The following is a 24,962-nucleotide window of genomic DNA, read 5'->3' as shown; positions in this document are numbered from 1 at the left end:
GATGGCATTGCTGACGTCGGCCAATGGCCGCGCCAGCCTGGCCTGGATATCGGCCGGCAGCGGCACGACGCAGGCGCGCCCGATCATCACGACGTCGTGCCGCAGCCGCTGGATGGTCCGCAGCAGCGGACCGGTGTCCGGCCCGGATGACAGATGCATGGTGCGTTCACGCTCGGCCTCGAGGCCGGTCGCATGCAGATTGGTCACCGCGGTGCCGATGCCATCCTGGATCCGGTGCAGTGCGTCGTTGTCGAGCCCGCGCGTCAGACCGGCGAGCAATTCGGCGAACGCCGCCGAGAGCAGTTCCAGCAGCTTCGACGCATTGACCCTGATCTGGCTGACCGCGCGCGACGGCAGCACCAGGAACGAGATCACAAGGCCAGTCAGCGCACCGACCGTGACCTCGAGGACGCGGTCGATCGCGGAGTCCAGCGGATTGGAATGATGCATCGTCGGCAGCAACAGCACGATCACGGCCGTCACCGTCGCCGAGTTCAGGCTGGGATTGAGCGCCGCGATGAACGCCAGCGGCACGATCGCCAGCACCAGCAGCGCCAGCAGGCTGCCCTCGCCGGAATGCGGGATCAGCACCGCGATCGCGCCGCCATAGATGGCGCCGCCGATGGTGCCGAGCATGTAGTCGCGGGTCGCCTTCAGCGAGCGGCCGACGCTCATCTGGGTCACGATCAGCGAGGTCAGCACCGCCCACAGCGGCAGCATAAGGTGCAGCGCGAGCGCGATGGCATAGGCCGCCACGCCGGCGGACGCGATCCGAACCGCGAGCGCCAACTGCGTCTTGCGGGTCCAGAGCTGGTCGAACATGCGTTTTGCGAAGGTCCTCATGCACCCTGATCCGCAATCAATGGAAAGGCCCGTGTTACATGACTTGACGTCCAGCGACCGGAAGCATGGCTGCTGCCCGCGGCGGCAAGGTGGCTTGAAAGGCCAAACCCGCCCGCCTACCCTGCGCCGCAAAATTGAGGAAACACGATGGCCCACGAAACCGCAACGCTCGCCGCCTACGTCGCCGACCTGAAATATTCCGATATCCCGCCGCAGGTGCTGGAGCGCGCCAAGGTTTTGACGCTGGATTTCCTGGGCAGCACCATCCGCGCCCGCCGCGATGCGGAATCGACCCCGTCGCTGATGAAGATGTTGGAGGCGCTGGCGCTGGACGGCAAGGGCGAGGCTACGGTGTTCGGCGACACCAAGACCTGGACGCCGGCGGTCGCGGCGCTGCTCAACGGCGCGCTCGGCCATTCGCTCGACTTCGACGACACCCATGCCGATTCCTCGCTGCATCCGAGTGCACCCGTGGTGCCTGCCGCGTTCGCGATCGGCGAGATGGTCGGCGCCTCCGGCCGCGACGTGCTGACCGCAATCGTCGCTGGTTATGAGGTGTGCTGCCGGCTCGGCAACGCGCTCGATCCGACCTCGCATTATGCCAAGGGCTTCCACCCGACCGCGACCGCCGGCACCTATGGCGCCGCCGCCGCCGCGGGCAAGCTGTTCGGACTGTCGAAACAGCAGATCGTCTCCGCGTTCGGCGTCTCCGGCAGCCAAGCCGCGGGCTCGCTGCAATTCCTGGTCAATGGCGCCTGGAACAAGCGCTACCAGGTCGGCGCCGCCGCGATGAACGGCGTGATCGCAGCGACCTTGGCGCGCAACGACTTCATCGGCTCGAGCGAGTCGGTCGAGGGCAAGCACGGCCTGCTGGTCGGCTATACCGATGACGCGCATCCGGACAAGGCGGTGGCCGGACTTGGTAGCACCTACGAGACCTTGAAGATCGGCGTGAAGCCGTATCCGAGCTGCCGCTACACCCATGCCGCGATCGACGCGCTGATCGCGATGCGGCGCGAGCACAATCTGACGCCGGACCAGATCAGGAAGGTCGAGATCGGCCTGCACCGCAACGGCATCACGCTGACCGGCGACGCCGCCACCAAGCGTCACCCGACCTCGGTGGTCGGCGGCCAGTTCTCGATGTTCTTCACCGGCGCGATCGCGCTCGACCAGGGCCATTTCGGCTGGGACGATTACGACCGGCTCGGCGATGCGGCGATCGACGCGCTCGCCGACAAGTTCGACGTGGTGCAGGACGACCGCCTCGAAGTCGGCCGCACCCATCCGTTCGGCGCTCGCGTCTCGATCACCACCGATGACGGCACCCATGAGCGGCTCTATGCCGATCCCTCCGGCGAGCCGACCTCGTTCCCCGATGCGCAGGCGATGCAGCAGAAGTTTTTGACGCTGGCCCGCCCGGTGCTCGACAAGCGCGCCGACCAGCTCGCGGACGCGATCCTGACGCTGGAGCGGTTCGACCGCGTGGAGAAAGCGACGCAGCTGGGGCGGCAGTAGGGACGGCCGCCGTCGAGGCGCAGGCTGCACGCCACACCCACCACTGTCGTCCCTGCGAAAGCAGGGACCCATAACCACAGGGTTGCGTTGTGAGAGTCACGCGTGGCGGAAATGGATTCCGCGCTCACGCCAAGAGGCGCGCCCCGGAATGACGGAGAAGGTTTCGTCTACTCCGCCCCATCGATGATCACAAAATCCCCGTCCGAGTATTTCTGCCGGATCGCTTTCGCGGCCTGATAGTCGGGGCAGGTGTAGCATTCCATCGCGGTGGCGCGATCCCTGAACTCGATGACGAAGTTGCGCTGCCGCGTCGCGCCCTCCATCACCTCATAGGGGCCGTTACGCACGATGAAATTGGCGCCGTATCTGGCGAATACCGGCAACGCGGCGGCGAGGTATTCGGGATAACGGGCTTCATCGTGCACCGTGACGTGCACGATCCAGTAGGCTTTCGGCATGATGGTCTCCGGCTGAGGCGATCTTAAAGAACTGTGGCGCATCTCCTGCGAGATGCGCCACTGCATCAGAAAATTCCGGAGGCCGAGATTCAATTCACGATCGCGCGGGCGTTGTGTGACGTCTCCATCAATTGCCGCCCGCGAGCCGCGCGCTTGTGGAGGTCGCCGTCACCACATCGCGAACCAGATCGAACACGCCGTCCGCCTCGGGCGGCATGTTCGGCGAGCGGCCGAGGCGGACGATCACGAGCCGCTGTGACGGCACGATGATCGCATACTGCCCGATCGTGCCTTTGGCGAAATACGCATCGCGCGGCCAGCCATGCGCGATGCGATAGTTGGCGCCGAAGCTGTTGCTGAGATTGGTCCAGAAGCCCGCGCCGTAGCCGACCCAGGCATTCGGCGTGGCCGAAGCCGAATAGGCCGCCCAGCCCTCCGGCAGGATGCGCTTGTCGCCGGCCATCCCGTCATTGAGGTAGAGCTGGCCGAGACGCGCCCAATCGCGAGCGCTCGCCATCATCGCGCCCGATCCTTCCGGCGTGCCCGCAGCATCGAACTGCATCACGACATTGCGCATGCCGAGCGGATCGAACAACTCCCGACGTGCAAAGCGCATCACGTCGGCGGCGTGGCCGCCGGCCGCGTTGCGGATCAGATGCGAGAGGATGATGAAATTGCCGTCGTGATAATTCCACGCCGCGCCCGGGGGGGTCTCGAGCGGAATGCTCTCGGCGTACGCGGCCATGTCCGGCTCCATGAACTTCATTCGGTTGACCGGCTCAAGCGCGGAGGCAAGCGAAGCTTGTAGCGAGCTGCCGAGCGCGAGGCCTGCGGTGTGGCGCAGGAGTTGATCGACCGTGATCGCGTGGCGCGGATCCTTCGGATCCTGCCAAGCAGCGATCGGCACCGGCCGGTCGACCGCAAGCTTGCCGTCACGCACCAGAACGCCGATCAGGGCCGAGATCACCGATTTGGTTGCGGAGAAGCCGAGTAGCGGCGTCTCGATGCCGATGCCCTCGGCGTAGCGTTCGGCGACGATGCGACCGTCCTTCATCACGACAACAGCGCGGGTGTGGCGGAACGGCGGCTCCGCCGGCTCGGCAAAGGCACGGTCGAGCGCGGCCCCAAGCTGCGGGCTTTGTGGCGCGACGAGCGCAGGACCTGCGATCTCGGGCAGCGATGCGGCTTGTGGTTTCGAGGGCGGAGGCGCGGTATCGGCCAGCGTCTCGCCATGGTCGAGCGTACAGCCCATGCCCTCGCGATAGACCGCATGGCTGCGGCCAAGCCCGAACAGCGTCACGGTGACGTCCTTGCGATCAAGGTCGACCTCGGTGTCCATCGCCCAGGTGATCAGGCCGGCCCCCGGCATCGCATCGGTGGTCTCGGTCAGGTTCCGCTTCGGGTCGAGCCCGCTGACGAAGGTCTCCGAGCAGACGACGTTGGCGACAAAGCCGGTCGCGACCTTGGGCACATCGCGGGCCCGGGCGGCAGACAGCGCCAGCGCACCGCAAGCGGTGGTGGCAATGAGAATGAAGATGAGCTTTTGACGGGTCACGGGATCCTCCGGCATGGCGCGATGGGTGCGTGGCGGACATCAGGCCGGAGCGGACGCGCAAGCGCTCGCCGGATTTGGAAATGAGGCTAGTCGAGAACTCGGGGCCGCTCGCCGAATCTGAAAATGTGCTGCGATTACACAGGCCTACGACCGAGGCAGCTCTTCCCTTCTCCCCTTGTGGGAGAAGGTGGCGCGGACGCAGTCCGCGACGGATGAGCGGTCTCTATCCGCGGAAACAGACCCCTCACCCGGCTTCGATGCTACCGCATCGAAGCCACCCGCTCCCACAAGGGGAGCAGTGGGGGCCGACGCCTACACCGCGCTGGCCTTCAGCTTCCGATATTCCGTCGGCGTCACACCGGTCGTCGCCTTGAAGGCGCGGTTGAAGGGGCCGAGCGACTGGAAGCCGGCGTCCATCGCGATGGTGATGACGGGAACTGCGGACTGCGAGGGATCGGCGAGCGCGGCCTTGGCCTCCTCGATCCGGTGGTTGTTGAGGAAGACGTTGAAATTGCGGTAGCCGAGCCGCTGGTTGATCAGCCGCCGGAGACGATATTCGGGGATCTTCAGCCGGGTTGCCAGCGTGCCGATCGTGACGTTGTCGTGGCGATAGACCCGCTCGTCCGCCATCAGCCGCATCAGGGCATCGACCAGTCTCTGGTCCGCCGCCTCCTCGACCGCGGCCGGCTTCGTCAGAACGACGGCCTCCGCCGGCACCGTGAACAGATCGGCACCGTCGACGCGCATCATCGCCCAAGTGATTGCGGCCGCGATGGCAGTGAGCACGGCCGCGTTCAGCACATTGGCCCCTTCCACGGTCACGCGGCTGCCGGCATAGGCGATCTGAAGCAGCGCGTTCATGCCGCCGTACAGCGCAGATGCGGCGACGATGAAGACGCGGACACGGCGGCGGCGCTCGACCAGATCTGCCGACCACGATCCAATGGTTTGCGCCACCGCGAGCGCAACGAAGACGAGCGTGAGCGAATTGACCATGATGATCGCGATCCGCGCGTGACCGGCGGGTGCGATCCACATGCAATTGACGAAGCTGTAGGCCACGACCGCAGCCCAGATCAGGCCGTGCCACCAGCGCAGCTGAAACGCGTCATCGAACAGCGCGCGCGTGAACAGCCAGAACACCACGATATCGCCGGTCGAGAGCGCGATCAGTGGCGCATGCCAGTCCGAGACCGGCGGCCCGGCACCCATCGACGCGGTCACCGCATGCGCGGCCGAGCCGAGCGCGAAGGCGATCGCGAGCCGCCCGGCCAGCACCTTGCGGAAATCTGCGAACATCGAGGCCGCAAGCACCAGCAGCAGCGTCACGGTGGCGGCGCGCAGGCACAGTTCGGTCGCGGCAAAGGTCATCGGTCGGTTTGCTTCGGGCTCGAAACGGCAACGACTCGAACATCGACCGTCACGCCGGCTTTTTCAAGAACCATCGCGCGGCCAGCGGCTGCGCTGCGTGACCCAGATATCGACGACATCGCCCTCGAGCTTGCCCGGGCCCTCATTGACAGCACCCAGCCGCCGCGCCACGGCCTGCGAGGCGAAATTGGCCGGATCGATGCAATGGATGATGCGGTCGACGGTGAAGTTCGCGAACACAAAGTCGATCGCGGCACGCGCCGCCTCCACCGCATAACCCTTGCCGCGATACTCTTTGGCGATGCCCCAGCCGACTTCGAGGCCCGGCCATTCAGGCGGACAATACGGCCCGACGCGGCCGATGTAGCGGGCGGAAGACTTCTCCTCGACCGCGAACATGCCGAAGCCGTGCAGCGCCCAATGGCCGGAGATGACCGCCGCATTGCGCCAGCCCTTCAGCTCCGAGGTGACCGGCTGATGATCCGGCGTGATGAAGCGCGCCGTCTCGGGATCGGACAGCATTTTCGTATTGTCCGCGATGTCGGATGCGCGCCATGGCCGAAGCATGAGACGCGCGGTCTCGATCACGGGTCCATCAACCTGCAACAGCTTTGCGCCCGGCTTGATCAGAGAAACCATCACATGCTCCAGTTTCCGGAATTATGCCGTTGTCATGAAGCGCACGCCAGAGCCGAACACTCCGCTGTCGTCCCTGCGAAAGCAGGGACCCATAACCACAGGGCTTTGTTGTTAGACGAAGCCGTGGCCACAGCCTGCTCCATCACCTCGCCCTGTGGTTATGGGTCCCGGCTCGCGCTTCGCTTGGCCGGGACAACGGATAGAGAGTATGATCGCGGCAAAAGAGTATGATCCGGCAAAACGTGCAAGGAGTCCGACATGAGCTGGCAGCCCTCAACCGATCCCGAACTCGGCGATCCCAAGACCTGCGACGCGCTGGATCTGATCATCGTGCCGCGCACCCGCGATCTCGGTGACGGCTTCGCGGTGCGCCGCGCGCTGCCGCATGGCAAGCGCCAGATGGTCGGGCCCTTCATCTTCTTCGACCATTTCGGTCCGGTGCAATACCTCGCCGGCAAGGGCATGGACGTGCGGCCGCATCCGCATATCGGGCTCGCCACCGTCACCTATCTGTTCGACGGCAGCATCATGCACCGCGACAGCGAGGGCAACATCCAGGAGATCCAGCCCGGCGCGATGAATTTGATGACCGCGGGCCGCGGCATCGCCCATTCCGAGCGCACGCCCGACGTGCAGCGCCGCGACGGCCAGAAGATGCTCGGGCTACAGAGCTGGATCGCGCTGCCGGCCGGCAAGGAGGAGATCGCGCCTTCGTTCCAGCACTATGGCGCGGGCGACCTGCCGATGATCTCGGAGCGCGACTTCACCGCGCGCGTCATCGCCGGCTCGGCGCTCGGCATCAGCTCGCCGGTCAGCATGGTCTCGCCGTGGTTCTACACCGAGGTGACCGCGCAGGCCGGCACCTCGGTGCCGCTCGACCCCGATCACGAGGAGCGCGCGATCTATCTCGTCGACGGCGAGGTCGAGATCGCGGGCGATCGCCACGAAGGACCGCGGCTCCTGATCTTCCGCCCCGGCGACCGCATCACCGTGAAGACGCTGCGGCCGACCCGCATGATGTTTTTGGGCGGCGATGCCCTGGAAGGGCCGCGCCACATCTGGTGGAATTTCGTCTCGTCGTCGAAGGAGCGGATCGAGCAGGCCAAACAGGACTGGAAAACCGGGCGTTTCGTGCAGGTTCCACACGAACACGAGTTCATTCCGCTGCCGGAGTGAGCTATTTCCTGTGTTAATCTTCGGCGCCCGCATGCCTCGTGCGGGCGCACGTCTTTGAACACTGCGTCTTTGAGAAACGAGCCCGGAAAGACCCCGCCCATGACCGCGATGCTATCCAGCGATTTGCCCCTGCCCCGGATCGGCCGTGGCAAGGTGCGCGATATCTACGCCGTCGGCGACGACCGTGTGCTGCTGCTCACCACCGACCGCATCTCGGCATTCGACGTGGTGATGGCGGAGACCATTCCGATGAAAGGCGCGGTGCTGACCCAGATCAGCGCCTGGTGGTTCCGGCAGCTCGAAGGCACCGTGCCGCATCACATGATCAGCGCCGATGCCGACGAGATCATCCGCGCGGTGCCTGCATTGAAGGATCATCGCGCCGACATCCTCGGCCGCGCGATGCTGTGCAAGCGCACCACCGTGTTCCCGATCGAATGCGTGATCCGCGGCTACATCTCCGGCTCGGCCTGGAAGGAATACGCCGCTGAAGGCACACTCGCCGGTGAGAAGCTGGCAGCAGGCCTCGTCGAGAGCCAGAAGCTCGAGCCCGCGATCTTCAGCCCGGCGACCAAGGCCGAGGCCGGCCATGACGAGAACATCACGGTTAAGCGGGTGCGCGAGATCCTGGGCGACGACGTTGCCGCGACGCTGGAGAAGATGGCGCGCGACGTCTACGGCTATGGCGAGCAGACCAGCCGCGCCCGCGGCATCATCATCGCCGACACCAAGTTCGAATTCGGCCGCGACAAGGACGGCCGCATCATCCTGATCGACGAGGTGATGACGCCGGATTCCTCGCGGTTCTGGGCGGTCGATGCCTACAAGCCCGGCCAGCCGCAGCCGAGCTTCGACAAGCAGCCGCTGCGCGACTATCTCGACGTCGAGCGCCACGCCGGCCGCTGGAACGGCGACGCCCCGCCCCCGCCGCTGCCGGCGGGCGTGGTGGATGCGACCAGCAAGCGCTACCTCGAAGCGTATCGCCGCGTGACGGGAACTGAGCTGCAGGTCTAGCGGCATCGTCGGCGCGTTCGCTCTATCACCGTCACCCCCGCGCAACGGCTTTGCCGTTGTCGCTGGAGGTGCGAGCGGAGCGAGCCTCGAAGGGTCGACGGCCCGGCTGGTGGCCGTGCATCCTTCGAGGCTCGCTCCGCTCGCACCTCAGGATGACGGGGTGAGAACACGCTACGCCTGCATCACCCGACTGCATCACCCCATTAGACCAGGTGAATCCCATTCATCCCTGTTGAGGACAAACCTTTTGTCCGATCATCCGCATCGCTGCACTCTCCGCCTAAACGGAGAGTGCGCGATGCGGCAACTAACTTACATCGGCGGCAACAAGGTCGAATGGTGGGACGTTCCCCCGCCGAGGCTTCAGGATGACCGCGACGCGCTGGTGCAGCCGCTCGCGGTGACGCGCTGCGATCTCGATCTTGCGATCGTGCACGGCCGGTCGGGCCTCGCAGGCCCGTTTGCGCTCGGGCATGAGACTGCGGGCCGCATCGTCGACATCGGCGGCGCCGTGAGGAATTTCGCGCCCGGCGATCTCGTCATCGTTCCGTTCCAGATCAGTTGCGGGGCCTGCGACCGCTGCCGGCGCGGCCACACCAATGCCTGCACGGCGGTGCCGTTCCGCTCCTCCTACGGATTGAAGCCGGTCTGCGGCGTGGAATATGGCGGCGGCCTGTCCGACCTCATCCGCGTGCCGTTTGCCGATCACATGCTGGTTCGCCAGCCGAACGGCCATGCCCTGTCGCAAACCGCGGGACTGGCCGACGGCGCGACCGACGGCTTCAGCGCGGTGGCGCACTGGCTCGCGCAACGGCCCGGCGCCGACGTGCTCGTGATCGGCGGCTTCGCGCAGTCGCTCGCGCTATTCGCGGTGCAGGCGGCGGTGGCGCGCGGTGCGGGCCGCGTCGTCTATCTCGACGACCACGCGCCGCGCCTCGCCAAGGCGAAGTCGCTCGGTGCCGACATCATCGAAGCCCCTAGCGGCCTGTCGATGGAGCCGCCCGGCCTGTTTCCGATCGTGATCGATGCGGCTGCGACCGACGCCAGCACGCTGCTGGCATTCCGCGCGACGGAACCGAACGGCATCTGCCAGCGCATGTATGGCGATTTCGCCGAGACCACGCCGGTGCCGCTGCGGCATATGTATGGAGTCGGGATCACGCTGAAGATCAGCCGCGTCAATGTTCGCGCCGAACTGCCCGACTGCGTCGCGCATGTGGCGGCAGGACACTACCACCCGGAGCATGTCATCACCCGCCGCGTTCGTTTCGAGGATGCGCATGAGGCGATCGGGGATCCGACCATCCGCGTCGCCTTCGTTCGTGATGGCGTTGCCTGACCGGGACCATTAGGTTGGCTCCAACTAACAAACCCAGGGAGCGACCCATGTCCGATGTCGATACCGTGCTCATCGAGCGCGACGGTCCCGTCACCATCATCTCCATCAACCGTCCGTACAACCGCAACGCTGTCGACGGCGCCACCGCGCGGAAACTGTATGACTCGTTTCTGGCCTTCGACGGCGACGCGAGCGCATCGGTTGCGGTGTTCACCGGCACCGGCGGATATTTCTGCGCCGGGGCCGACCTGAAAGCGGTGGCAGCAGGCGATCCCGAGAAGAAGCGCGAGGTCGGCGGCCACAACACGATCGCGCCGATGGGGCCAAGCCGGCTGCGGCTGTCGAAGCCGGTGATCGCCGCGATCGAGGGCTTTGCGGTCGCCGGCGGCATGGAGCTTGCGCTGTGGGCCGACATGCGCGTCGTCGCCGAGGACGCCACCTTCGGCGTATTCTGCCGCCGCTTCGGCGTGCCGCTGATCGATCTCGGCACCATCCGCCTGCCGCGGCTGATCGGCCATTCGCAGGCGATCGACTTAATCCTCACCGGACGCCCGGTCGCAGGGCCCGAGGCGCTTCGCATGGGGCTCGCGAACCGCTTGGTGCCGAAGGGCGAGACGCGCGCGCACGCCATCGCGCTCGCCAAGGACATCGCGAAATTCCCGCAGAACTGCATGCGCGCCGACCGCCTGTCGGCGCTGCGGCAGTGGGACCTCGACGAGGAAGAGGCGATCAAGAACGAAATGCGCGGCGGGCTTGAGGTGATCGCGTCGGGCGAGACGCTATCCGGCGCGGCGCGCTTCGCCTCGGGTATCGGCCGTCACGGCGCCTTCGGCAATGAGGGCGGGCATGATTGAGGTCTGCGAATTGCACCATCGCGGTGCTTAAGCCCAAGGCTTGAGTTCAAGGCTTGAGTTCAAGGCTTGAGCTCAAGGCTTTGCGTTCCTGCCGCGAACGTGCTGAGCTGGCGCAGCCATCCGGAAACACATGATGCCCGCAACCGCGCTGAAGACATTCACCACGCCCGATTTCCGCCTGGAGAACGGCAGCGTGCTCGGCGAAGTCACCGTCGCGTACCGCACCGTCGGCACGCTGTCGCCCAACCGCGACAATGTCGTGCTGATCACCCACGGCAACACCAGCGGACCCCAGATGATCGATCCCGGCGGATCGACCGGCGAAGGCAGCTGGAACGAGATCGTCGGCCCCGGCAAGGCTGTCGACACCAACCGCTACTTCGCGATCTGCCCGAACATGCTGGGCTCGTCCTACGGCTCGACCAATGCGGCAAGCATCGATCCGCGGACCGGCCGGCGTTACGGGCCGCGCTTCCCGGACATCACCGTCAGCGACATCGTCGCCACCCAGCGTGCACTGCTCGATGATCTCGGCATCGACAAGCTCGTTGCGATCGTCGGTCCGTCCTATGGCGGTTTCCAGGCACTGCAATGGGCGGTGAACTATCCCGACGCCATGCGCGGCATCGCTGCTATCGTCACCGCGCCGCTGGTGCCGCGCGAGCGCGCCGAGGGCAATGTCGCGCGTCTGATGGCGGCGCTGTCGCAGGACCCGAACTGGAACGGCGGCGACTATTACGATCACGGCGGCGTGCTCGAAAGCATGATCCAGATCCGCACCGCGACGCTGAAGAGCTACGGCATCGAAACGCGGCTGCGCGATACGCTGACCGATCCCGCGGCGATCGAGGCCGCGATCCGCGCCGAGGCGGCGGAATGGGCCAGGGGGTTCGACGCCAATTCGCTGCTGACTCTGGCCAAGGCGCTGCGCGGCTTCGACGTCACGGCGCAGTTCGGACGGATCAAGGCCAAGGTGCTCTATGTCCTGTCGCGGACCGACAAGCTGTTCCCGCCGGAGCTTGCGCCGCAGGTGATGCCGGCGCTGAAGGCCGCCGGCGTCGACGCCGATTATTTCCTGCTCGACAGCGACTACGGCCACTCCGCATCGGGCCGCGACGCGCACAAATGGGCGCCGCGGTTGCACGCCTTCATGGAGAGCCTCGGCTAGAGCAAGCCGCTGGCGATCGCCTCAAGTTGCTCCATCAGCGCCTTGTCCTGATAGCGCGCCAGCGAGAGGCTGCGGGCGAATGCGGGTGCGGGCGCGCGACCACGGCGCGGGCGCAGAGATCGCCGGTGGCGCAGGCCCCCATCGTGCCGTAACCCGACAGCGCGGTGGCGAGGAAGACGCCCGGCGTCTTCGCCGCGCCGATCAGCGGCCAGTTTTCCTTCGTCATCGGATAGTAGCCGCCGTAATGCACGCGGTCACGCGGCAGCGCGCCGAGATACTGCGCGAGCCGCGGCTGCAGCCGGCTCGCCGCGCGCAGCACGACTTCGGGGAAATACGGATTCAGCTCCGGCTCGCGCACCGGCGCCGTGGTCTGCTCGGCATTGAAGGCCCAGCCGAGCTTGATCCACTCACCATGATCGCCGCCATCAGGCCGGCAATGGATGCTGCCCGGCATCGGCGCCAGCAGGCGCGCGAATTCCGGCGCCGCTGCAAGCGCCTCGCGCTCGTCGTCGGACCACGCCAGCGTCTGGCCGTCGAGATCGATCGCAAACGGCATCTTGCGATCGACCGCGCGGTTGCGATCGGCGAACGCGATCTTCTGCTGCAGCACGTTGACGATCGGAAGCGCTTCGCCATGCATCGCTGCGACATGCGCGGCGAACGGCCCCGCGGCATTGACGATGATATCGGCCTTGATGGTCTGCCGCGTGCCATCGGCCAGCACCTCAACAGTGAAGCGATCGGTCTTTGCGATGCCGACCACCTTCGCTTGCTGAAATTGCGCGCCCAGCGGCCGCATCGTCTCCAGCATGTACTGGCCGAGCTGCTGACCGCTGATGTCGCCCGCCCGGCGGATATGCAGCGCAGTCGAGACCTCCTTGTCGAAGGTCGGGTAATGCGCCGCAATCAGGTCGCGGCCGAGCAGAACGTCGACGCCGTCAGGTGCGCTCTGCCAGTCCGCCGAATGCGGCGGCACGTAGCCGCGGCCCGATCCTTCATGCAGGCGGATCAGCTTCGCAGCGTGCTCGCCATAGCCGGCGTAGAGCTGCTGCAGCAATTCCTCAGGCTTCTCCTCGCGGGTGACCAGAAGATATCCGCGCCGCGTCATGTGGATGCGGTTCTCGCTGCGGCGCGCGATCTCCTCCATCAGGTCGGTGGAATGATCGGTGAAATCGGCCATCGTCGGATGCGGCCACCAGTTGCGGTAGTTCTCGCCGGACTGCGCCGAGGTCAGCACCATCGGCTGGCCTTCGTCGACGATCAACAGACGCGCACGCTTGTGCTGGACGGCGAGGTAGTAGGCCGTGGCGATGCCGACGATGCCCGCACCGATCACCAGGATTTCGACGTCATTGGTCTTCACGCGGTGTCTCCCATAGACCCGCAACGGGGCCTGCGATGATTTGAATTGTCCCAGCGATCAGATCGGACGTTCCGGGCCCGCATCGCGCAACGCCTGGCGCTGCGCCGAGCGCAGCGTCTTCTGCGTCTCCTCGATGTGATCACGCAGCAGGCGGACGGCCTTCTTGACCTCGCCGTCGCGGCAGAATTCGAGCAGCCGATAGTGCTCGCGTTGCGGACGCTCCTTGCCGGTCGCCTGCGACACCAGCGCCCGCGTGAAGCGGCCAACGTGGCCGTAATTCGCCTCGATCATGCTGAGCAGGCGCGGGCGATTGCACGGCGCATAGAGCGTGGCGTGGAATTTCCAATTGAAAGCGCCCCATTGCGCCGGATCAGGTTCGGCGTCGTAGGCGCGGAGGATTTTCGTCGCCGCCTCGAGATCGATCTCACCCATTGCGGGGATCGCCAATCGCAACGCGTGGCACTCGAGCGCAATGCGGATCTCGAGCAGCTCGATCACCTCGTCGATCGACAGGTCGGAGACGACAGCGCCGCGGTTGGGCAGGAAGGTGACAAAACCCTCGGCCTCGAGCTGGCGCAGCGCCTCGCGCACCGGGATGCGGCTGGTGCCGAACCGGGCAGCAAGCTCGTCCTGACGGAGCTGCAGTCCGGGCGCGAGCTCGCCGGAACTGATCGCGGCCCGCAGCGCCTCGCGCACGGCGTCCGGCGCGGAACCGTGAGGTCCGGCCCCTCGATGGTTGGCGGCGATCGCTGGTTCCATCCGGCTTCTCTTCTCGCTGGTCAGCCAAGCCAAGATATCCGGCTTGGTCACGATTGTATAAAATCAGATTGCTGATTATGCAATCCTATGTATAAAATCTTGATCTATCGTATCCAATTCTGCCGGCGGCCGCGAGCACCTGATGAACAAAGCATTCAAGCGATTGATCTGCCTAGCCTTTCTTGCGACGACGGTATCACCCCCGGCGCAGGCCCAATCGCCCGGCGGGACACTGGCCAAGATCCGCGACATCGGCGAAATCCGGCTCGGACACCGCGACGTCTCTGTCCCATTCTCCTATCTCGACGACAACCAGAAGCCGGTCGGCTTCGCGATGGACCTCTGCGCGCGGATCGTCGAGGCGGTGAAGAGCGAACTTAAGCTGCCGGCGTTGCAGACCAAACTGCAGCCGATCCAGCTCTCCACCCAGATACCGCTGATCGAGAACGGCACCATCGACATTGTCTGCGGTCCCGCGACCAACACGCTGGAGCGGCAGAAAGTCGTCGCCTTCAGCACCACGATCTTCGTGTCGAGCATCCGCGCGGTGGTGCAGAAGGACGCCCCGATCAAGACCTTCGAGGATCTCGGCGGAAGGCCGGTCTCGCTGACCTCGGGCTCGACCTCGATCGGTCTATTGAGCGCGCGCGCCCAGGCGAAGAACTTTCAGACCAAGAACATCCTGACCCCGGATCATGCCGCATCGTTCCTTGCACTGACCACCGGGCGCGGCGACGCCTTCGTCATGGATGATATCCTGCTCGCCAGCCTGATCGCGGGCAGCCCCAATCCGTCCGACTGGCGCATCATCGACGACAGCCTGCGCACCGAGCCCTACGGGCTGATCATCCGCAAGGGCGATCCGGAGTTCAAGGCGCTGGTCGATCGGACGCTCGTCGCCCTGATGAAGAACAACGAATTCCAGGAGCTCTACGCAAAATGGTTCACGCGGCCGATTCCGCCGAAGAACGTGAACCTGAATTTCCCGATGACGGCGCCACTGAAGGACGCCGTCGCCAATCCGAACGACAAGGGCGTGTGATCAGCAATCGCGGGCGCGCGGCAACGGAATGACCACCGCGCACCAGCTTGTCGCGCGCGATGGCCATTTCGACGTTTAGAAATCGACCGTCATGGAGAGCCACAGCGTGCGCGGCATGCCGCTGATCACGTAGCCGGTTGGATTGCCGATCCAGTAATGCTTGTCGAACAGATTGGTCAGTGACGCCCTGAACGTGGTCGGGCGCCCGCGAGGCTCGTCACGTAGCGCGCACCGATGTCGAAGGTCGCCCAGGCGGGGACGCTCTGGAAATTGTCGGCGCTGACATAGGCCCGGCTGGTGTAGATGGCGCGCGCCGTCGCGGTGAGGCCCGGCACGAAGGGCGTATCCCATTCGACGCCCAGATTGCCCTGCAGGTCGGGCGCGCCGATCGCGCGATTGCCGTCGTAGAGGTGGCCTTGCGTCTGGGTGAGCCGGGCGTCGAGCCAGGTCACGCCACCGAGGACGCGGACGCCGGGCGCGACCTCGCCAAAGGTATTGAGCTCAACGCCGCGGTTTCTCTGTTCACCATCGAGGCTGTAGATCTTGGTGACGGGATCGATCACACCGCTCGGCAGGCTGATCTGGAATGCCGAAAGGCTCGCGCCGAAGCCTCCGAGATCGAGCTTCGTGCCGACTTCGGCCTGCCGGGTCTTGAAGGGTGCGAACACCGCATTGGTGTTCACCGCGCCGGACGGCGGCGTCGGCCCCGGCGTCAGGCCTTCGATGTAGTTGGCATAGAGCGAGAGCTGCTTGATCGGGCGCACCACCAGCGCGATCGAAGGCGACGTTGCGCTGTCGTCGTAGTGCGTCGTTTCCAGCCCGCTGACGGGATTGAAGCTGTTGGCGATCACCTGCTGTTGGCGCGCGCCCACGATCACTTGCAATATGCCCCCCATGGTCGTGATGGTATCGGCAACGCCGACACTGCGCAGCCCGAGGAATCCCGACTTGCCCTCCGGGAACGTCGATACCGGCGTGCCGGCGGTCGCCAACAAGGTCGGCCGGTAGATGTTGGTCAGGTAGGTCGCGTAGTTGGTCTGGCCGAGCCAATCGGTCCGGTCGAGCGCACTGCCGCTGACGACGACCTCGTGGCCGACGGGTCCGGTGTCGAAACGCGCGCGGACGCCCGCCTCGCCGGAGACGCCCTCCGACTTGCCGGTCTGGAAACGGGACGTGCCCAGGGCATCGCCCGCGGTGTTGAGAATCGTCGCGCCGGGATCTTCCTGCTTGTCGTAGCGGAACTGGTTGGCGCCGATCGCGCCGAACACGGTGACGCTGTTGCTGAGATCGTATTCGGCCCTGGTCAAGCCGGTCAGGCTCTGCGAGCGCGCACGGTCAAACGGCTGTGCGAGATTGATGCGCGGATCGGGAGCCTTCGGCATGGCGATGCCGGGCAGCGGCGTGTAGCCGCGCTGGGCGGCCTTCATCCAGTCGTCCTGGGAGATGATGTCCGCGGACCAGCGAAAGCGTTCGCCATGATAGTCGACGCCGAGCGAGCCCACGCCGTTGCGCGTGGACTGCCGGTCGATGGAGGTGTTGCCGCCGTCGATCCCGCCGTTGAAGCGAACGCCCCACTCCTTCTGTTCGCCATAGCGGCGGGCGAGGTCGAGCTCCGTTCCGAAACGTCCATCCGAAATGTAGCCCGCGGTCAGGCGCGTGAGGTCTTCCGCGGCGCGCTTGGTCACGACATTGACGGTGCCGCCGATGCTGCCTTGCGGGGCCATACCGTTGAGGAAGGCACCCGGTCCCTTGAGCAGCTCAATGCGCTCGATGGGCGCCGGGTTGACGCGATAGGCCGGAACGAGGCCGTAAAGTCCGTTCAAGGCGATTTCGCTGTTCTCGACCCGGAAGCCGCGGATGGTCAGCGCGTCGTAACGGTTGCTGCTGCCGATCGCAGCGCGCACCGACGGATCGGAATTCGTCAGCACTTCCGCAACGCTGGTTGCCTGCTGATCGCGGATCGTCTTCTCCGTGTAGCTCGTCAGGCTGTACGGCGTGTCCATATAATCCTTGTTGCCGAGCAGGCCGAGTTGCCCGCCGCGCGCGACCTGGCCACCGATATAGGGCACGGGCAACGCCGCTTGCTGCGCACCGGCCGTGGGCGTGGCCGCGGGTGTCTGCACGTGCTCACGCCTGCTCGCCTGATGCGATGCCGACGAACGCGCCGACCGTGACGATGACGGCCTCCGAACCGGCGTGGCGCGATGCTGTGGCGCGGCCACGACGACCGGCGGAAGCGGCGCAGCACCGCTTGCGGGTGGTTGCTCCGGCGACTGTGCGAGCGAAGGGACCGTGGTCAGGAGGAGAGACGCGCACACGAGTCGGAATGCGCACGGAACGTTTGAAGTGACGAGCATAAGGTCCCCGGATTCTTCTTGGTTTCGTCTCGAACATCGTCAGAGTTCGAGCGCGACCACCGGGGCATAGGCATCACGCAGTGTGACGCCAACTAGAACGTATCTAAGAGAGGGGATGAAGCTTGCTGCGCGAGGCGACATCGATGCGGTAGATTCCGCGCCTCGATTATTCTTTCGTTGAGTAGCGTCGCGCGTATACAGCTTGATTCTGACGGCGAACCTCAAGATTAGAAAGATTCTTGGTGCGATCGTCGCCGCGATGGGAACGATACATTCGGCGGTCGCGGTGAATCGTCGCAGCCTGACAAATGCCGCCGGGAGCGATCGACAATGACGCCTGACGGATCGCCGGCATGTGTCCCCTCGCCCATGAGAGCGAAGGGACACGGTACTCCGCGATCAGACGCCGGCCATCATCACGTATTTGATCTCGACATATTCGTCCATGCCGTGGCGCGAGCCCTCGCGGCCGAGGCCGCTTTCCTTGACGCCGCCGAACGGTGCGACCTCGGTCGTGATCAGGCCGGAGTTGACGCCGACCATGCCCGACTCCAGCGCCTCGGCGACGCGCCAGACGCGGCCGATGTCGCGCGAATAGAAGTAGGAGGCGAGGCCGAACGGCGAGGCGTTGCACATCGCGATCACATCGGCCTCGTCCTTGAAGCGGATCACCGGCGCGAGCGGGCCGAAGGTTTCCTCCTGCGCGACGAGCGCGTCGGGCCTCACGTCCGACAGCACGGTCGGCTCGAAGAAGCTGCGGCCCAGCGCCGAGCGCTTGCCGCCGGTCACGACCTTGGCGCCGCCCTTCACGGCATCGGCAATGTGCCGCTCGACCTTCTCGATCGCCTTCATGTTGATCAGCGGTCCCTGGGTCACGCCGGCTTCCGTGCCGTCGCCGATCTTCATCTCGACGACCTTCTTCGACAGCTTCTCGACGAACTGGTCGTAGATCTTGTCCTGCGCGTAGAGACGGTTGGCGCAGACGCAGGTCTGCCCCATGTTGCGATACTTCGAGACCATGGCGCCTTCGACCGCCGCATCGATGTCGGCATCGTCGAACACCACGAACGGCGCGTTGCCGCCGAGCTCGAGGCCGAGCTTCTTCACGCCGACCGATGCTTGCCGGTACAGGATCTTGCCGACATTGGTCGAACCCGTGAAGCCGACGAACCGCACCGCCGGATGCTCGCACAGCACCTTGCCGATCGGCGGCGCATCACCGGTGACGATGTTGAGCACGCCCTTCGGCACGCCAGCCTTCTCAGCCAGTACCGCCAGCGCGAGCGCGGACAGCGGCGTCTCGTTGGCGGGCTTCAACACGACGGTGCAGCCGGCGGCCAGCGCCGGCGACACTTTTCGCGTGATCATCGAGTTCGGGAAATTCCACGGCGTGATGGCGCCGCAGACGCCGATCGGCTGCCGGATCGCGAGCAGGCGGGCATCCGGACGCTGGGTCGGAATCGTCTCGCCATAGACGCGGCGCGCTTCTTCCGCGAAGAACTCGACATAGGCCGCGCCTATATCGACTTCGCCGAGCGCTTCCGCCAGCGGCTTGCCCTGCTCGGAGGTCAGGATCAGCGCGAGATCCTCGCGATTGGCGATGATCAGGTCGAACCATTTGCGCAGGATGTTGGAACGCTGCTTGGCCGTCAGCTTGGCCCAGGCCGGAAACGCGCGCTGGGCGGCCTCGACGGCTCTGGTCGCATCATCGGCGCCGAGCTGCGGGATCCTGATCAGCTCGGTGCCATTGGCCGGATTGTTGACGGCGAACTCCGGCGTGCCGACCCAGGCGCCGTCGATGTAGCAGCGGTCGCGCAGCAGCGACGGGTCCTTGAGGCGGCTTTGCAGGGAGGATGCTGCGGATTGCGTGGCGCGTGCGGCAACGGGCGGGGTCATGGCGTTACTCCTGGAATTTCTTTGGAGGGTATTCGCCGTCTATATAGGCGGAAAGCCGCGGTGATGCACTGGCGGCCAGCGCGACCCTGCTTGGACGCAAACGCGGCGCCGTTGCGGAAGACTGTCATTCCAGGATGGTCCGAAGGACCAGACCTCAGGTGCGCCCTTGTGCATCCGAGGCTCGATGCTGCGCATCGCCCCGGAATGACGGCAGCGCGTCAGATCGCGCCGCCCGACATGTAGGCTTCGCGGCGGCCGATCATGCGTTCGGCCGCGGCCTTGGCATCCGCCTTGGTCGAGGTCGCGCAGGTCCGGTATTCGAGGTCGGCCTGCGCCCGCGCATCGCGGCGGCCGAACCAGGACTTGGCGCCGGTCTGCAGCAGCGCCAGCGCCTGGGCGACATTATCGACTGCCTCAAACGAGTGCAGCGCACCGGTACCCGCGTAGCGAACTTCATAGAGACCAGGGCTGATCGGCGCCTCGATATTCTCGCCGCGGCCCGGCCGCGGATAGCGCTTCCATTCACTCCATGTCGAAATCATTGCTGCGTCCCCGCGAGGCGCGAAATGACGAATCTTTTCGTCAAATCCATTCCAATTCGCCGCACCGTTTATGCAGCGATCTGAATGCGTTAATGCAAATAATCAGGTACGAAAATCATTCCTTGATCACGTTACCGGGGCCGTCGTCGGAGGTCACCGGGACTTGTGCGGAGTCCACCGCAAAATCTGCGCGCGTGGTGAACATCTGTTGAGCACGGCCGTTCCTAACGGCATTGCCCTCACGACATCGCGACATCATCGCATCGCGCCCGCCTTGCGGGAGCGGAAAAGCGGGAGGATGATCCGCCCACTTCAAAACAATAAACCCACCGGAGGAAGCCCCCAATGCAGAGCAAGGCTCAGATCGATCAGGTATTGCGGCAGAAGAGCGAGGCAAAGGAGATTCCCGGCGTGGTCGCCATCGCGGCCACCGGCAAGGACGTGATCTACGAGGGCGCGTTCGGCAAGCGCGACCTTTCCAAGAGCGATCCCATGACGGCGGACAGCGTGTTCTGGATCGCCTCGATGACCAAGGCGGTGACCAGCGCGGGCGCGATGCAACTCGTCGAGCAGGGCAAGCTCTCGCTCGATGAGCCGATCGGCAAGCTGCTGCCCGATCTCGCCGCCGTGCAGGTGCTCGACGGCTTCGATGCCAAAGGCGAACCGAAGCTGCGGCCTGCCAAGGGGCCGATCACACTGCGCAAGCTCATGACCCATACTGCCGGCTTCTGCTACGACCTGTGGAACGCCGACATGGGGAAATATATGGAGAAGACCGGTACGCCCGGGATCATCTCCTGCTCGAATGCCGCACTGAAGACGCCGCTGGCGAGCGATCCCGGCACGCGCTGGGAATACGGTATCAATATCGACTTCGTCGGCAAGGCGGTGGAGGCAGCATCCGGCAAGAAGCTCGATGCCTATCTGCGCGACCACATGTTCGCGCCGCTCGGCATGAGCGACACCGGCTTCAAGATCACGGACAACATGCGCAAGCGGCTGGTCGGCATGCATGCCCGCGGCGAGGACGGCACGCTCGCGGCGATCCCGTTCGAGCTCGAGCAGAACCCTGAGTTCCACATGGGTGGCGGCGGCCTCTATTCGACCGCGGCCGACTACCTCAAGTTCTGCCAGATGATCCTCAACAAGGGCAAAGGCAACGGCAATCAGGTGCTGAAGGCCGAGACCGTCGCAACGATGGGGCAGAACCACATCGGCGATCTCACCGTTGGCAAGATGACGACGGCGGCGCCGCCGTTCACCAACGACGTCGATCTCTGGCCCGACATCGTCAAGAAGTGGGGGCTGAGCTTCCTGATCAACACCGCCAAGACGCCGGAAGGCCGCAGCGCCGGCAGCCTCGCCTGGGCGGGCCTTGCCAACACCTATTACTGGATCGATCCGTCGCGCGACGTCTGCGGCGTGATCCTGACCCAGCTGTTGCCGTTCGCCGACAAGCACAGCCTGGAGGCCTTCGCAGGCTTCGAGAAGGGCATCTATGCCGGGCTCGACGCCGGCAGCGGACAGCGAGCGGCCTGAAGTTCCGGTCTAGCAACAAGAAATCCCTCCCCTCACGGGGAGGGATTTTTCATACCCGCCATAGGTCGGGCCTGTCCTGCCGGCGCCAAACGACTAAGATCGAGCAAAAAAGCGTGACGACACAAACACGACCAGGAGGAGGGCCAGCTTGGCACCCACACCCAAGGCAGACAGCTATGTCTGCGGCATTTCCGATACGCCGCTGCTCGGTGAAACCATCGGCCGCAGCCTCGACCGCGCACGCGCGCGCTGGGGCGATCGCGAGGCGCTGGTCTCGCCGAGCCACAATGTGCGCTGGACCTGGAACGAATTCGCCGCGCACGTCGAGGCCCTGGCGGCGGGCTTCCTCGCACTCGGACTGCAGCGCGGCGAGCGGATCGGCATCTGGTCGCTGAACCGGCCGGAATGGACGCTGACGCAATTCGCCGCCGCCAAAGCAGGATTGATCCTCGTCACCATCAATCCGGCCTACCGGCTGAGCGAGCTCGAATTCGCACTCGGCAAGGTCGGCTGCGCCGCGATCGTGACCGCGACCGCGTTCAAGACCTCGGCCTATATGGAGATGCTGAACACGCTGCTGCCCGAGCTTGCGAGCTCGGAGCCCGGCCATCTGCGATCGGCGCGGCTGCCGCAGCTGCGCGCCGTGATCCAGATCGGCGGACCGGCGGCACCAGGGACCATTCCGTTCGAGCAGGTGTCGAAGATGGGCGGTGCGCGCAATCGCGAACAGCTCGCGGCGCTCGGCGACAGCCTGCAATTCGACGATCCCGTCAATATCCAGTTCACCAGCGGCACCACCGGCTCGCCCAAGGGCGTGACGCTGACCCATCACAACATCCTCAACAACGGCTACTTCACCGGCCGCGCCATGCGCCTGACCGAACAGGACCGCATCTGCATTCCGGTGCCGCTCTATCACTGCTTCGGCATGGTGATGGGCAACCTCGCCTCGGTCACGCTCGGCACCACCGTGGTCTATCCCGGCGAAGGTTTCGACCCGCTGGCGACGCTTGCGACGATCGCGCAGGAGAAATGCACGACGCTGTACGGCGTGCCGACCATGTTCATCGCCGAGCTCGACCATCCCGAGTTCAAGCGCTTCGATCTGTCGTCGCTGCGCACCGGCATCATGGCCGGCGCGCCCTGCCCGATCGAAGTGATGAAGCGCGTCAACACCGAGATGAACATGCGTGAGGTGACGATCGCCTACGGCATGACCGAGACCAGCCCGGTGAGTTTTCAGAGCGCGACCGACGATCCCCTGGAGCGCCGCGTCTCCACCGTCGGCCGCATCCATCCGCATGTCGAGGTCAAGGTCGTCGATCTCGACGGCAAGGTGGTGCCGCGCGGCGAACGCGGCGAGCTCTGCACCCGCGGCTACAGCGCGATGCTCGGCTATTGGGACGAGAGGGAAAAGACAGGCGAGGTGCTCGACGCCAATGGCTGGATGCATACCGGCGATCTCGCCGTGATCGACGACGAGGGCTATTGCAACATCGTCGGTCGCATCAAGGACCTGGTGATCCGCGGCGGCGAGAACCTCTATCCAAGGGAGATCGAGGAATTCCTCTACCGCCATCCCAAGATCCAGGACGTGCAGATCTTCGGCGTCGCCGATCCGCGCTATGGCGAGGAGCTGTGCGCCTGGGTCAGGGTCCGCCAAGGCGAGACGCTGACGGCCGACGAAGTCCGCGCCTTCTGCCAGGGCCAGATCGCCCACAACAAGATCCCGCGCTATGTCGAATTCGTCGAGGAATTCCCAATGACCGTGACGGGGAAGATCCAGAAGTTCGTGATGCGCGACGCGGTGGAGCAGCGGCTGGGATTGAAGGCGGCGAAGACGGCGTGATGCTCTTTCTTCTCCCTCGCCCCGCTCTTGCGGGGAGAGGGCTGGGGTGAGGGGCTGCCTCCGCAAATGAGGTTGAGCTGAGCCCGCGGAAGCTCTCCCTCCCCCGGAACGCATCTCCGATGCGTTCCGACCTCTCCCCGCAAGCGGGGCGAGGTAAGAGGCGCCCTTAAACCAGCAGCCCCTTCTGCTTCGCCAGATCCTTCAACGAGACCAGCGGCCGGGCGCCGATGTGCTGGATCACCTCGGCCGCGGCGAGCGCGCCGAGGCGGCCGGCATTCTCATGACCGACATTGCGCACGAGACCAACCAGGAAGCCGGCGGCGAACAGATCGCCAGCGCCGGTGGTGTCGACGAGCTTGTCGATCGGAGAGGCGGGCGCCGATACGACGTCGTCACCTGAGATCACAACGCAGCCTTTCTCGCTGCGGGTGACGACACCGAGTTTGGTATCCTTGCCGAACTGCTTCAGCGCGGTGTCGAAATCCGAGGTCTGATACAGCGAGTGCAGCTCGGATTCGTTGGCGAACACGAGGTCCACCGTGCCCTTGCGCATCAGACCGAGGAATTCGTCGCGGTAGCGATCGACGCAGAACGAATCCGACAGCGTCAGCGCGACCTGGCGGCCCGCGCCATGCGCGATATCAGCCGCCTTCACGAAGGCGTCCTTGGCGTTCTTCGGATCCCAGAGATAGCCCTCGAGATAGATGATGCCGGCGGCTGCGATCTGGGCCGGATCGATATCGTCGGGCGTCAGGTCCTGCGCGGCGCCGAGATAGGTGTTCATGGTGCGCTCGCCGTCCGGCGTCACCAGGATATAGGAGCAGCCGGTGGCCGGACCGGTCTTGGCCGGCGCGGTGTCGAAGGTGACGCCGGCGGCGCGGATGTCGTGGACATAAAGCTTGCCGATCTGGTCGTCCTTGACCTTGCCGACATAGGCGGCGCGGGCGCCGAGATTGCCGACGCCGACGATGGTGTTCGCAGCCGAACCGCCCGACATCTCGGTCGCCACGCCCATGTCGCTGTAGATCGCGGTGGCACGCGCCTCGTCGATCAGCTGCATCGAGCCCTTGGTCATGCCGTGACGGGCAAGGAATGCCTCGTCGGTCTGCACCAGCACGTCGAAGATCGCGTTGCCGATCCCGAGAACGTCATATTTTGCGTCAGCCATAGACCTGCCCTGTGTTAACGCCACCCAACAAGAGCCGCGACCTATCACGTTACGCCTCGGGGCAGCAAGGGAAGCTATTTGGGCGAAACCTCGTCAGCATTGCGCTCTGCCAACCCGTCATGCTGAGGAGCGCGAAGCGCGTCTCGAAGGATCGACGGCCACCGGCCGGGCCGATTCATCCTTCGAGGCTCGCTCCGCTCGCACCTCAGGATGACGGGATTAGTACAGCGGCGGTGGCGGCAAGACCCGCTACTGATATAGATGCCCCATGTTCCGCTCCTTCCTCACGGTCTCCACGGGAACGCTGGCTTCGCGACTGCTCGGCTTCGTGCGCGATTCCGTTATCGCGGCGCTGCTGGGCGCGGGCCCCGTGGCGGATGCCTTTCTGGCGGCATTCCAGCTTGTGAATGTCGTGCGACGGCTGCTGGCCGAGGGCGGATTGAATGCCGCCCTGGTGCCGGCATGGCTGAAGACCCGCGGCGCCGACGGCGCGGCCGCAGCAACCGCCTTCG

22 protein-coding genes are annotated in these 24,962 nt (G+C 65.2%); 10 read left to right on the top strand and 12 right to left on the bottom strand.

The genetic code is table 11. From position 1 onward, the window contains the following. Window positions 1-843, bottom strand: an 843-nt coding sequence (locus tag H8B02_RS27775; protein WP_229169159.1) for an FUSC family protein, incomplete at its 3' end; no start/stop codon positions are given. Window positions 844-990: 147 nt separating this feature from the next. On the opposite strand from H8B02_RS27775, the gene H8B02_RS27770 reads away from it, so the two are divergent. Then, the gene (locus H8B02_RS27770) at window positions 991-2,361 is read left to right on the top strand and encodes an MmgE/PrpD family protein (protein WP_229169158.1); all 1,371 of its coding nucleotides are present in this window, start codon (window positions 991-993) and stop codon (window positions 2,359-2,361) included. Between the two features lie 167 nt (window positions 2,362-2,528). Here the strand turns inward: H8B02_RS27770 and H8B02_RS27765 are convergent, their stop codons facing one another. The 4 genes from H8B02_RS27765 to H8B02_RS27750 form a co-directional block, all read right to left on the bottom strand. Next, window positions 2,529-2,819, bottom strand: a complete 291-nt coding sequence (locus tag H8B02_RS27765) for a DUF1330 domain-containing protein (protein ID WP_229169157.1) — start codon at window positions 2,817-2,819, stop codon at window positions 2,529-2,531. 127 nt (window positions 2,820-2,946) lie between these two features. Continuing rightward, a complete protein-coding gene (locus H8B02_RS27760) occupies window positions 2,947-4,374 on the bottom strand; it encodes a serine hydrolase domain-containing protein (protein WP_229169156.1) in 1,428 nt (475 codons plus the stop codon). Window positions 4,375-4,686: 312 nt separating this feature from the next. Beyond that, complete coding sequence (locus H8B02_RS27755; RefSeq protein WP_229169155.1) at window positions 4,687-5,745, bottom strand: helix-turn-helix domain-containing protein; 1,059 nt, start codon at window positions 5,743-5,745, stop codon at window positions 4,687-4,689. A gap of 63 nt (window positions 5,746-5,808) precedes the next feature. Continuing rightward, window positions 5,809-6,384, bottom strand: a complete 576-nt coding sequence (locus tag H8B02_RS27750) for a GNAT family N-acetyltransferase (protein ID WP_229169154.1) — start codon at window positions 6,382-6,384, stop codon at window positions 5,809-5,811. A gap of 258 nt (window positions 6,385-6,642) precedes the next feature. Here H8B02_RS27750 and H8B02_RS27745 point away from each other — a divergent pair, with 258 nt between their 5' ends. The 5 genes from H8B02_RS27745 to H8B02_RS27725 all read left to right on the top strand — a co-directional run bounded on the left by H8B02_RS27745 (window position 6,643) and on the right by H8B02_RS27725 (window position 11,935). Further along, window positions 6,643-7,560 (top strand): pirin family protein, encoded by a 918-nt coding sequence (locus H8B02_RS27745; RefSeq protein ID WP_229169153.1) that lies wholly within the window; start codon window positions 6,643-6,645, stop codon window positions 7,558-7,560. A gap of 99 nt (window positions 7,561-7,659) precedes the next feature. After that, complete coding sequence (locus tag H8B02_RS27740) at window positions 7,660-8,574, top strand: phosphoribosylaminoimidazolesuccinocarboxamide synthase (protein WP_229169152.1); 915 nt, start codon at window positions 7,660-7,662, stop codon at window positions 8,572-8,574. Between the two features lie 298 nt (window positions 8,575-8,872). After that, window positions 8,873-9,913 carry a zinc-dependent alcohol dehydrogenase gene (locus H8B02_RS27735; RefSeq protein WP_229169151.1) on the top strand — a complete coding sequence of 347 codons (1,041 nt, stop codon included), beginning with the start codon at window positions 8,873-8,875 and terminating at the stop codon, window positions 9,911-9,913. A 47-nt stretch (window positions 9,914-9,960) separates the two neighbouring features. Continuing rightward, window positions 9,961-10,767, top strand: coding sequence for a crotonase/enoyl-CoA hydratase family protein (locus H8B02_RS27730; protein ID WP_229169150.1), 807 nt, complete (start codon window positions 9,961-9,963; stop codon window positions 10,765-10,767). Between the two features lie 133 nt (window positions 10,768-10,900). After that, window positions 10,901-11,935 (top strand): alpha/beta fold hydrolase, encoded by a 1,035-nt coding sequence (locus H8B02_RS27725; RefSeq protein ID WP_229169149.1) that lies wholly within the window; start codon window positions 10,901-10,903, stop codon window positions 11,933-11,935. A gap of 34 nt (window positions 11,936-11,969) precedes the next feature. Here H8B02_RS27725 and H8B02_RS27720 read toward each other — a convergent pair whose 3' ends face one another. Beyond that, window positions 11,970-13,298 carry an NAD(P)/FAD-dependent oxidoreductase gene (locus H8B02_RS27720; protein WP_229169148.1) on the bottom strand — a complete coding sequence of 443 codons (1,329 nt, stop codon included), beginning with the start codon at window positions 13,296-13,298 and terminating at the stop codon, window positions 11,970-11,972. Window positions 13,299-13,355: 57 nt separating this feature from the next. After that, a complete protein-coding gene (locus H8B02_RS27715; RefSeq protein WP_229169147.1) occupies window positions 13,356-14,057 on the bottom strand; it encodes a GntR family transcriptional regulator in 702 nt (233 codons plus the stop codon). A gap of 142 nt (window positions 14,058-14,199) precedes the next feature. On the opposite strand from H8B02_RS27715, the gene H8B02_RS27710 reads away from it, so the two are divergent. Beyond that, window positions 14,200-15,099: an amino acid ABC transporter substrate-binding protein gene (locus tag H8B02_RS27710; RefSeq protein WP_229169146.1), complete on the top strand. Its 900-nt coding sequence runs from the start codon at window positions 14,200-14,202 to the stop codon at window positions 15,097-15,099. A 176-nt stretch (window positions 15,100-15,275) separates the two neighbouring features. On the opposite strand, the gene H8B02_RS27705 is transcribed toward H8B02_RS27710, so the two are convergent. The 4 genes from H8B02_RS27705 to H8B02_RS27690 all read right to left on the bottom strand — a co-directional run bounded on the left by H8B02_RS27705 (window position 15,276) and on the right by H8B02_RS27690 (window position 19,894). Continuing rightward, complete coding sequence (locus H8B02_RS27705; RefSeq protein WP_229169145.1) at window positions 15,276-17,222, bottom strand: TonB-dependent receptor; 1,947 nt, start codon at window positions 17,220-17,222, stop codon at window positions 15,276-15,278. Between the two features lie 400 nt (window positions 17,223-17,622). After that, the gene (locus tag H8B02_RS27700; RefSeq protein ID WP_229169144.1) at window positions 17,623-17,811 is read right to left on the bottom strand and encodes a hypothetical protein; all 189 of its coding nucleotides are present in this window, start codon (window positions 17,809-17,811) and stop codon (window positions 17,623-17,625) included. 44 nt (window positions 17,812-17,855) lie between these two features. After that, complete coding sequence (locus tag H8B02_RS27695) at window positions 17,856-19,352, bottom strand: NAD-dependent succinate-semialdehyde dehydrogenase (protein ID WP_229169143.1); 1,497 nt, start codon at window positions 19,350-19,352, stop codon at window positions 17,856-17,858. Between the two features lie 218 nt (window positions 19,353-19,570). Beyond that, a complete protein-coding gene (locus tag H8B02_RS27690; protein ID WP_229169142.1) occupies window positions 19,571-19,894 on the bottom strand; it encodes a hypothetical protein in 324 nt (107 codons plus the stop codon). 345 nt (window positions 19,895-20,239) lie between these two features. Here H8B02_RS27690 and H8B02_RS27685 point away from each other — a divergent pair, with 345 nt between their 5' ends. Together H8B02_RS27685 and H8B02_RS27680 are read left to right on the top strand one after the other, a co-directional pair. Beyond that, window positions 20,240-21,433 carry a serine hydrolase domain-containing protein gene (locus H8B02_RS27685; protein ID WP_229169141.1) on the top strand — a complete coding sequence of 398 codons (1,194 nt, stop codon included), beginning with the start codon at window positions 20,240-20,242 and terminating at the stop codon, window positions 21,431-21,433. Window positions 21,434-21,581: 148 nt separating this feature from the next. Further along, window positions 21,582-23,282, top strand: a complete 1,701-nt coding sequence (locus H8B02_RS27680; protein WP_229169140.1) for an AMP-binding protein — start codon at window positions 21,582-21,584, stop codon at window positions 23,280-23,282. Between the two features lie 166 nt (window positions 23,283-23,448). Here H8B02_RS27680 and H8B02_RS27675 read toward each other — a convergent pair whose 3' ends face one another. Further along, entirely contained in the window at window positions 23,449-24,450 is a 1,002-nt protein-coding gene (locus H8B02_RS27675; RefSeq protein ID WP_229169139.1) for an adenosine kinase, read from the bottom strand. A gap of 268 nt (window positions 24,451-24,718) precedes the next feature. Here H8B02_RS27675 and H8B02_RS27670 point away from each other — a divergent pair. Further along, on the top strand, window positions 24,719-24,962 hold a 244-nt coding region (locus H8B02_RS27670), incomplete at its 3' end, for a lipid II flippase MurJ (RefSeq protein WP_283842248.1).

The sequence above is a fragment of the Bradyrhizobium altum genome, from assembly GCF_020889705.1.
In the GTDB taxonomy this organism is placed as follows: Bacteria; Pseudomonadota; Alphaproteobacteria; order Rhizobiales; family Xanthobacteraceae; genus Bradyrhizobium; species Bradyrhizobium altum.
This window is presented reverse-complemented; position numbering and strand designations above follow the sequence as displayed.

What these genes read in the sequence shown, in the direction of transcription:
- H8B02_RS27730 (WP_229169150.1), top strand. Translation starts at nt 9,961, where the DNA reads ATGTCCGATGTCGATACCGTGCTCATCGAGCGCGACGGTCCCGTCACC.
- H8B02_RS27745 (WP_229169153.1), top strand. Translation starts at nt 6,643, where the DNA reads ATGAGCTGGCAGCCCTCAACCGATCCCGAACTCGGCGATCCCAAGACC.
- H8B02_RS27695 (WP_229169143.1), bottom strand. Translation starts at nt 19,352, where the DNA reads ATGACCCCGCCCGTTGCCGCACGCGCCACGCAATCCGCAGCATCCTCC.
- H8B02_RS27715 (WP_229169147.1), bottom strand. Translation starts at nt 14,057, where the DNA reads ATGGAACCAGCGATCGCCGCCAACCATCGAGGGGCCGGACCTCACGGT.
- H8B02_RS27765 (WP_229169157.1), bottom strand. Translation starts at nt 2,819, where the DNA reads ATGCCGAAAGCCTACTGGATCGTGCACGTCACGGTGCACGATGAAGCC.
- H8B02_RS27770 (WP_229169158.1), top strand. Translation starts at nt 991, where the DNA reads ATGGCCCACGAAACCGCAACGCTCGCCGCCTACGTCGCCGACCTGAAA.
- H8B02_RS27725 (WP_229169149.1), top strand. Translation starts at nt 10,901, where the DNA reads ATGCCCGCAACCGCGCTGAAGACATTCACCACGCCCGATTTCCGCCTG.
- H8B02_RS27685 (WP_229169141.1), top strand. Translation starts at nt 20,240, where the DNA reads ATGCAGAGCAAGGCTCAGATCGATCAGGTATTGCGGCAGAAGAGCGAG.
- H8B02_RS27690 (WP_229169142.1), bottom strand. Translation starts at nt 19,894, where the DNA reads ATGATTTCGACATGGAGTGAATGGAAGCGCTATCCGCGGCCGGGCCGC.
- H8B02_RS27740 (WP_229169152.1), top strand. Translation starts at nt 7,660, where the DNA reads ATGACCGCGATGCTATCCAGCGATTTGCCCCTGCCCCGGATCGGCCGT.
- H8B02_RS27735 (WP_229169151.1), top strand. Translation starts at nt 8,873, where the DNA reads ATGCGGCAACTAACTTACATCGGCGGCAACAAGGTCGAATGGTGGGAC.
- H8B02_RS27710 (WP_229169146.1), top strand. Translation starts at nt 14,200, where the DNA reads ATGAACAAAGCATTCAAGCGATTGATCTGCCTAGCCTTTCTTGCGACG.
- H8B02_RS27755 (WP_229169155.1), bottom strand. Translation starts at nt 5,745, where the DNA reads ATGACCTTTGCCGCGACCGAACTGTGCCTGCGCGCCGCCACCGTGACG.
- H8B02_RS27700 (WP_229169144.1), bottom strand. Translation starts at nt 17,811, where the DNA reads ATGCCGGCGATCCGTCAGGCGTCATTGTCGATCGCTCCCGGCGGCATT.
- H8B02_RS27675 (WP_229169139.1), bottom strand. Translation starts at nt 24,450, where the DNA reads ATGGCTGACGCAAAATATGACGTTCTCGGGATCGGCAACGCGATCTTC.
- H8B02_RS27750 (WP_229169154.1), bottom strand. Translation starts at nt 6,384, where the DNA reads ATGGTTTCTCTGATCAAGCCGGGCGCAAAGCTGTTGCAGGTTGATGGA.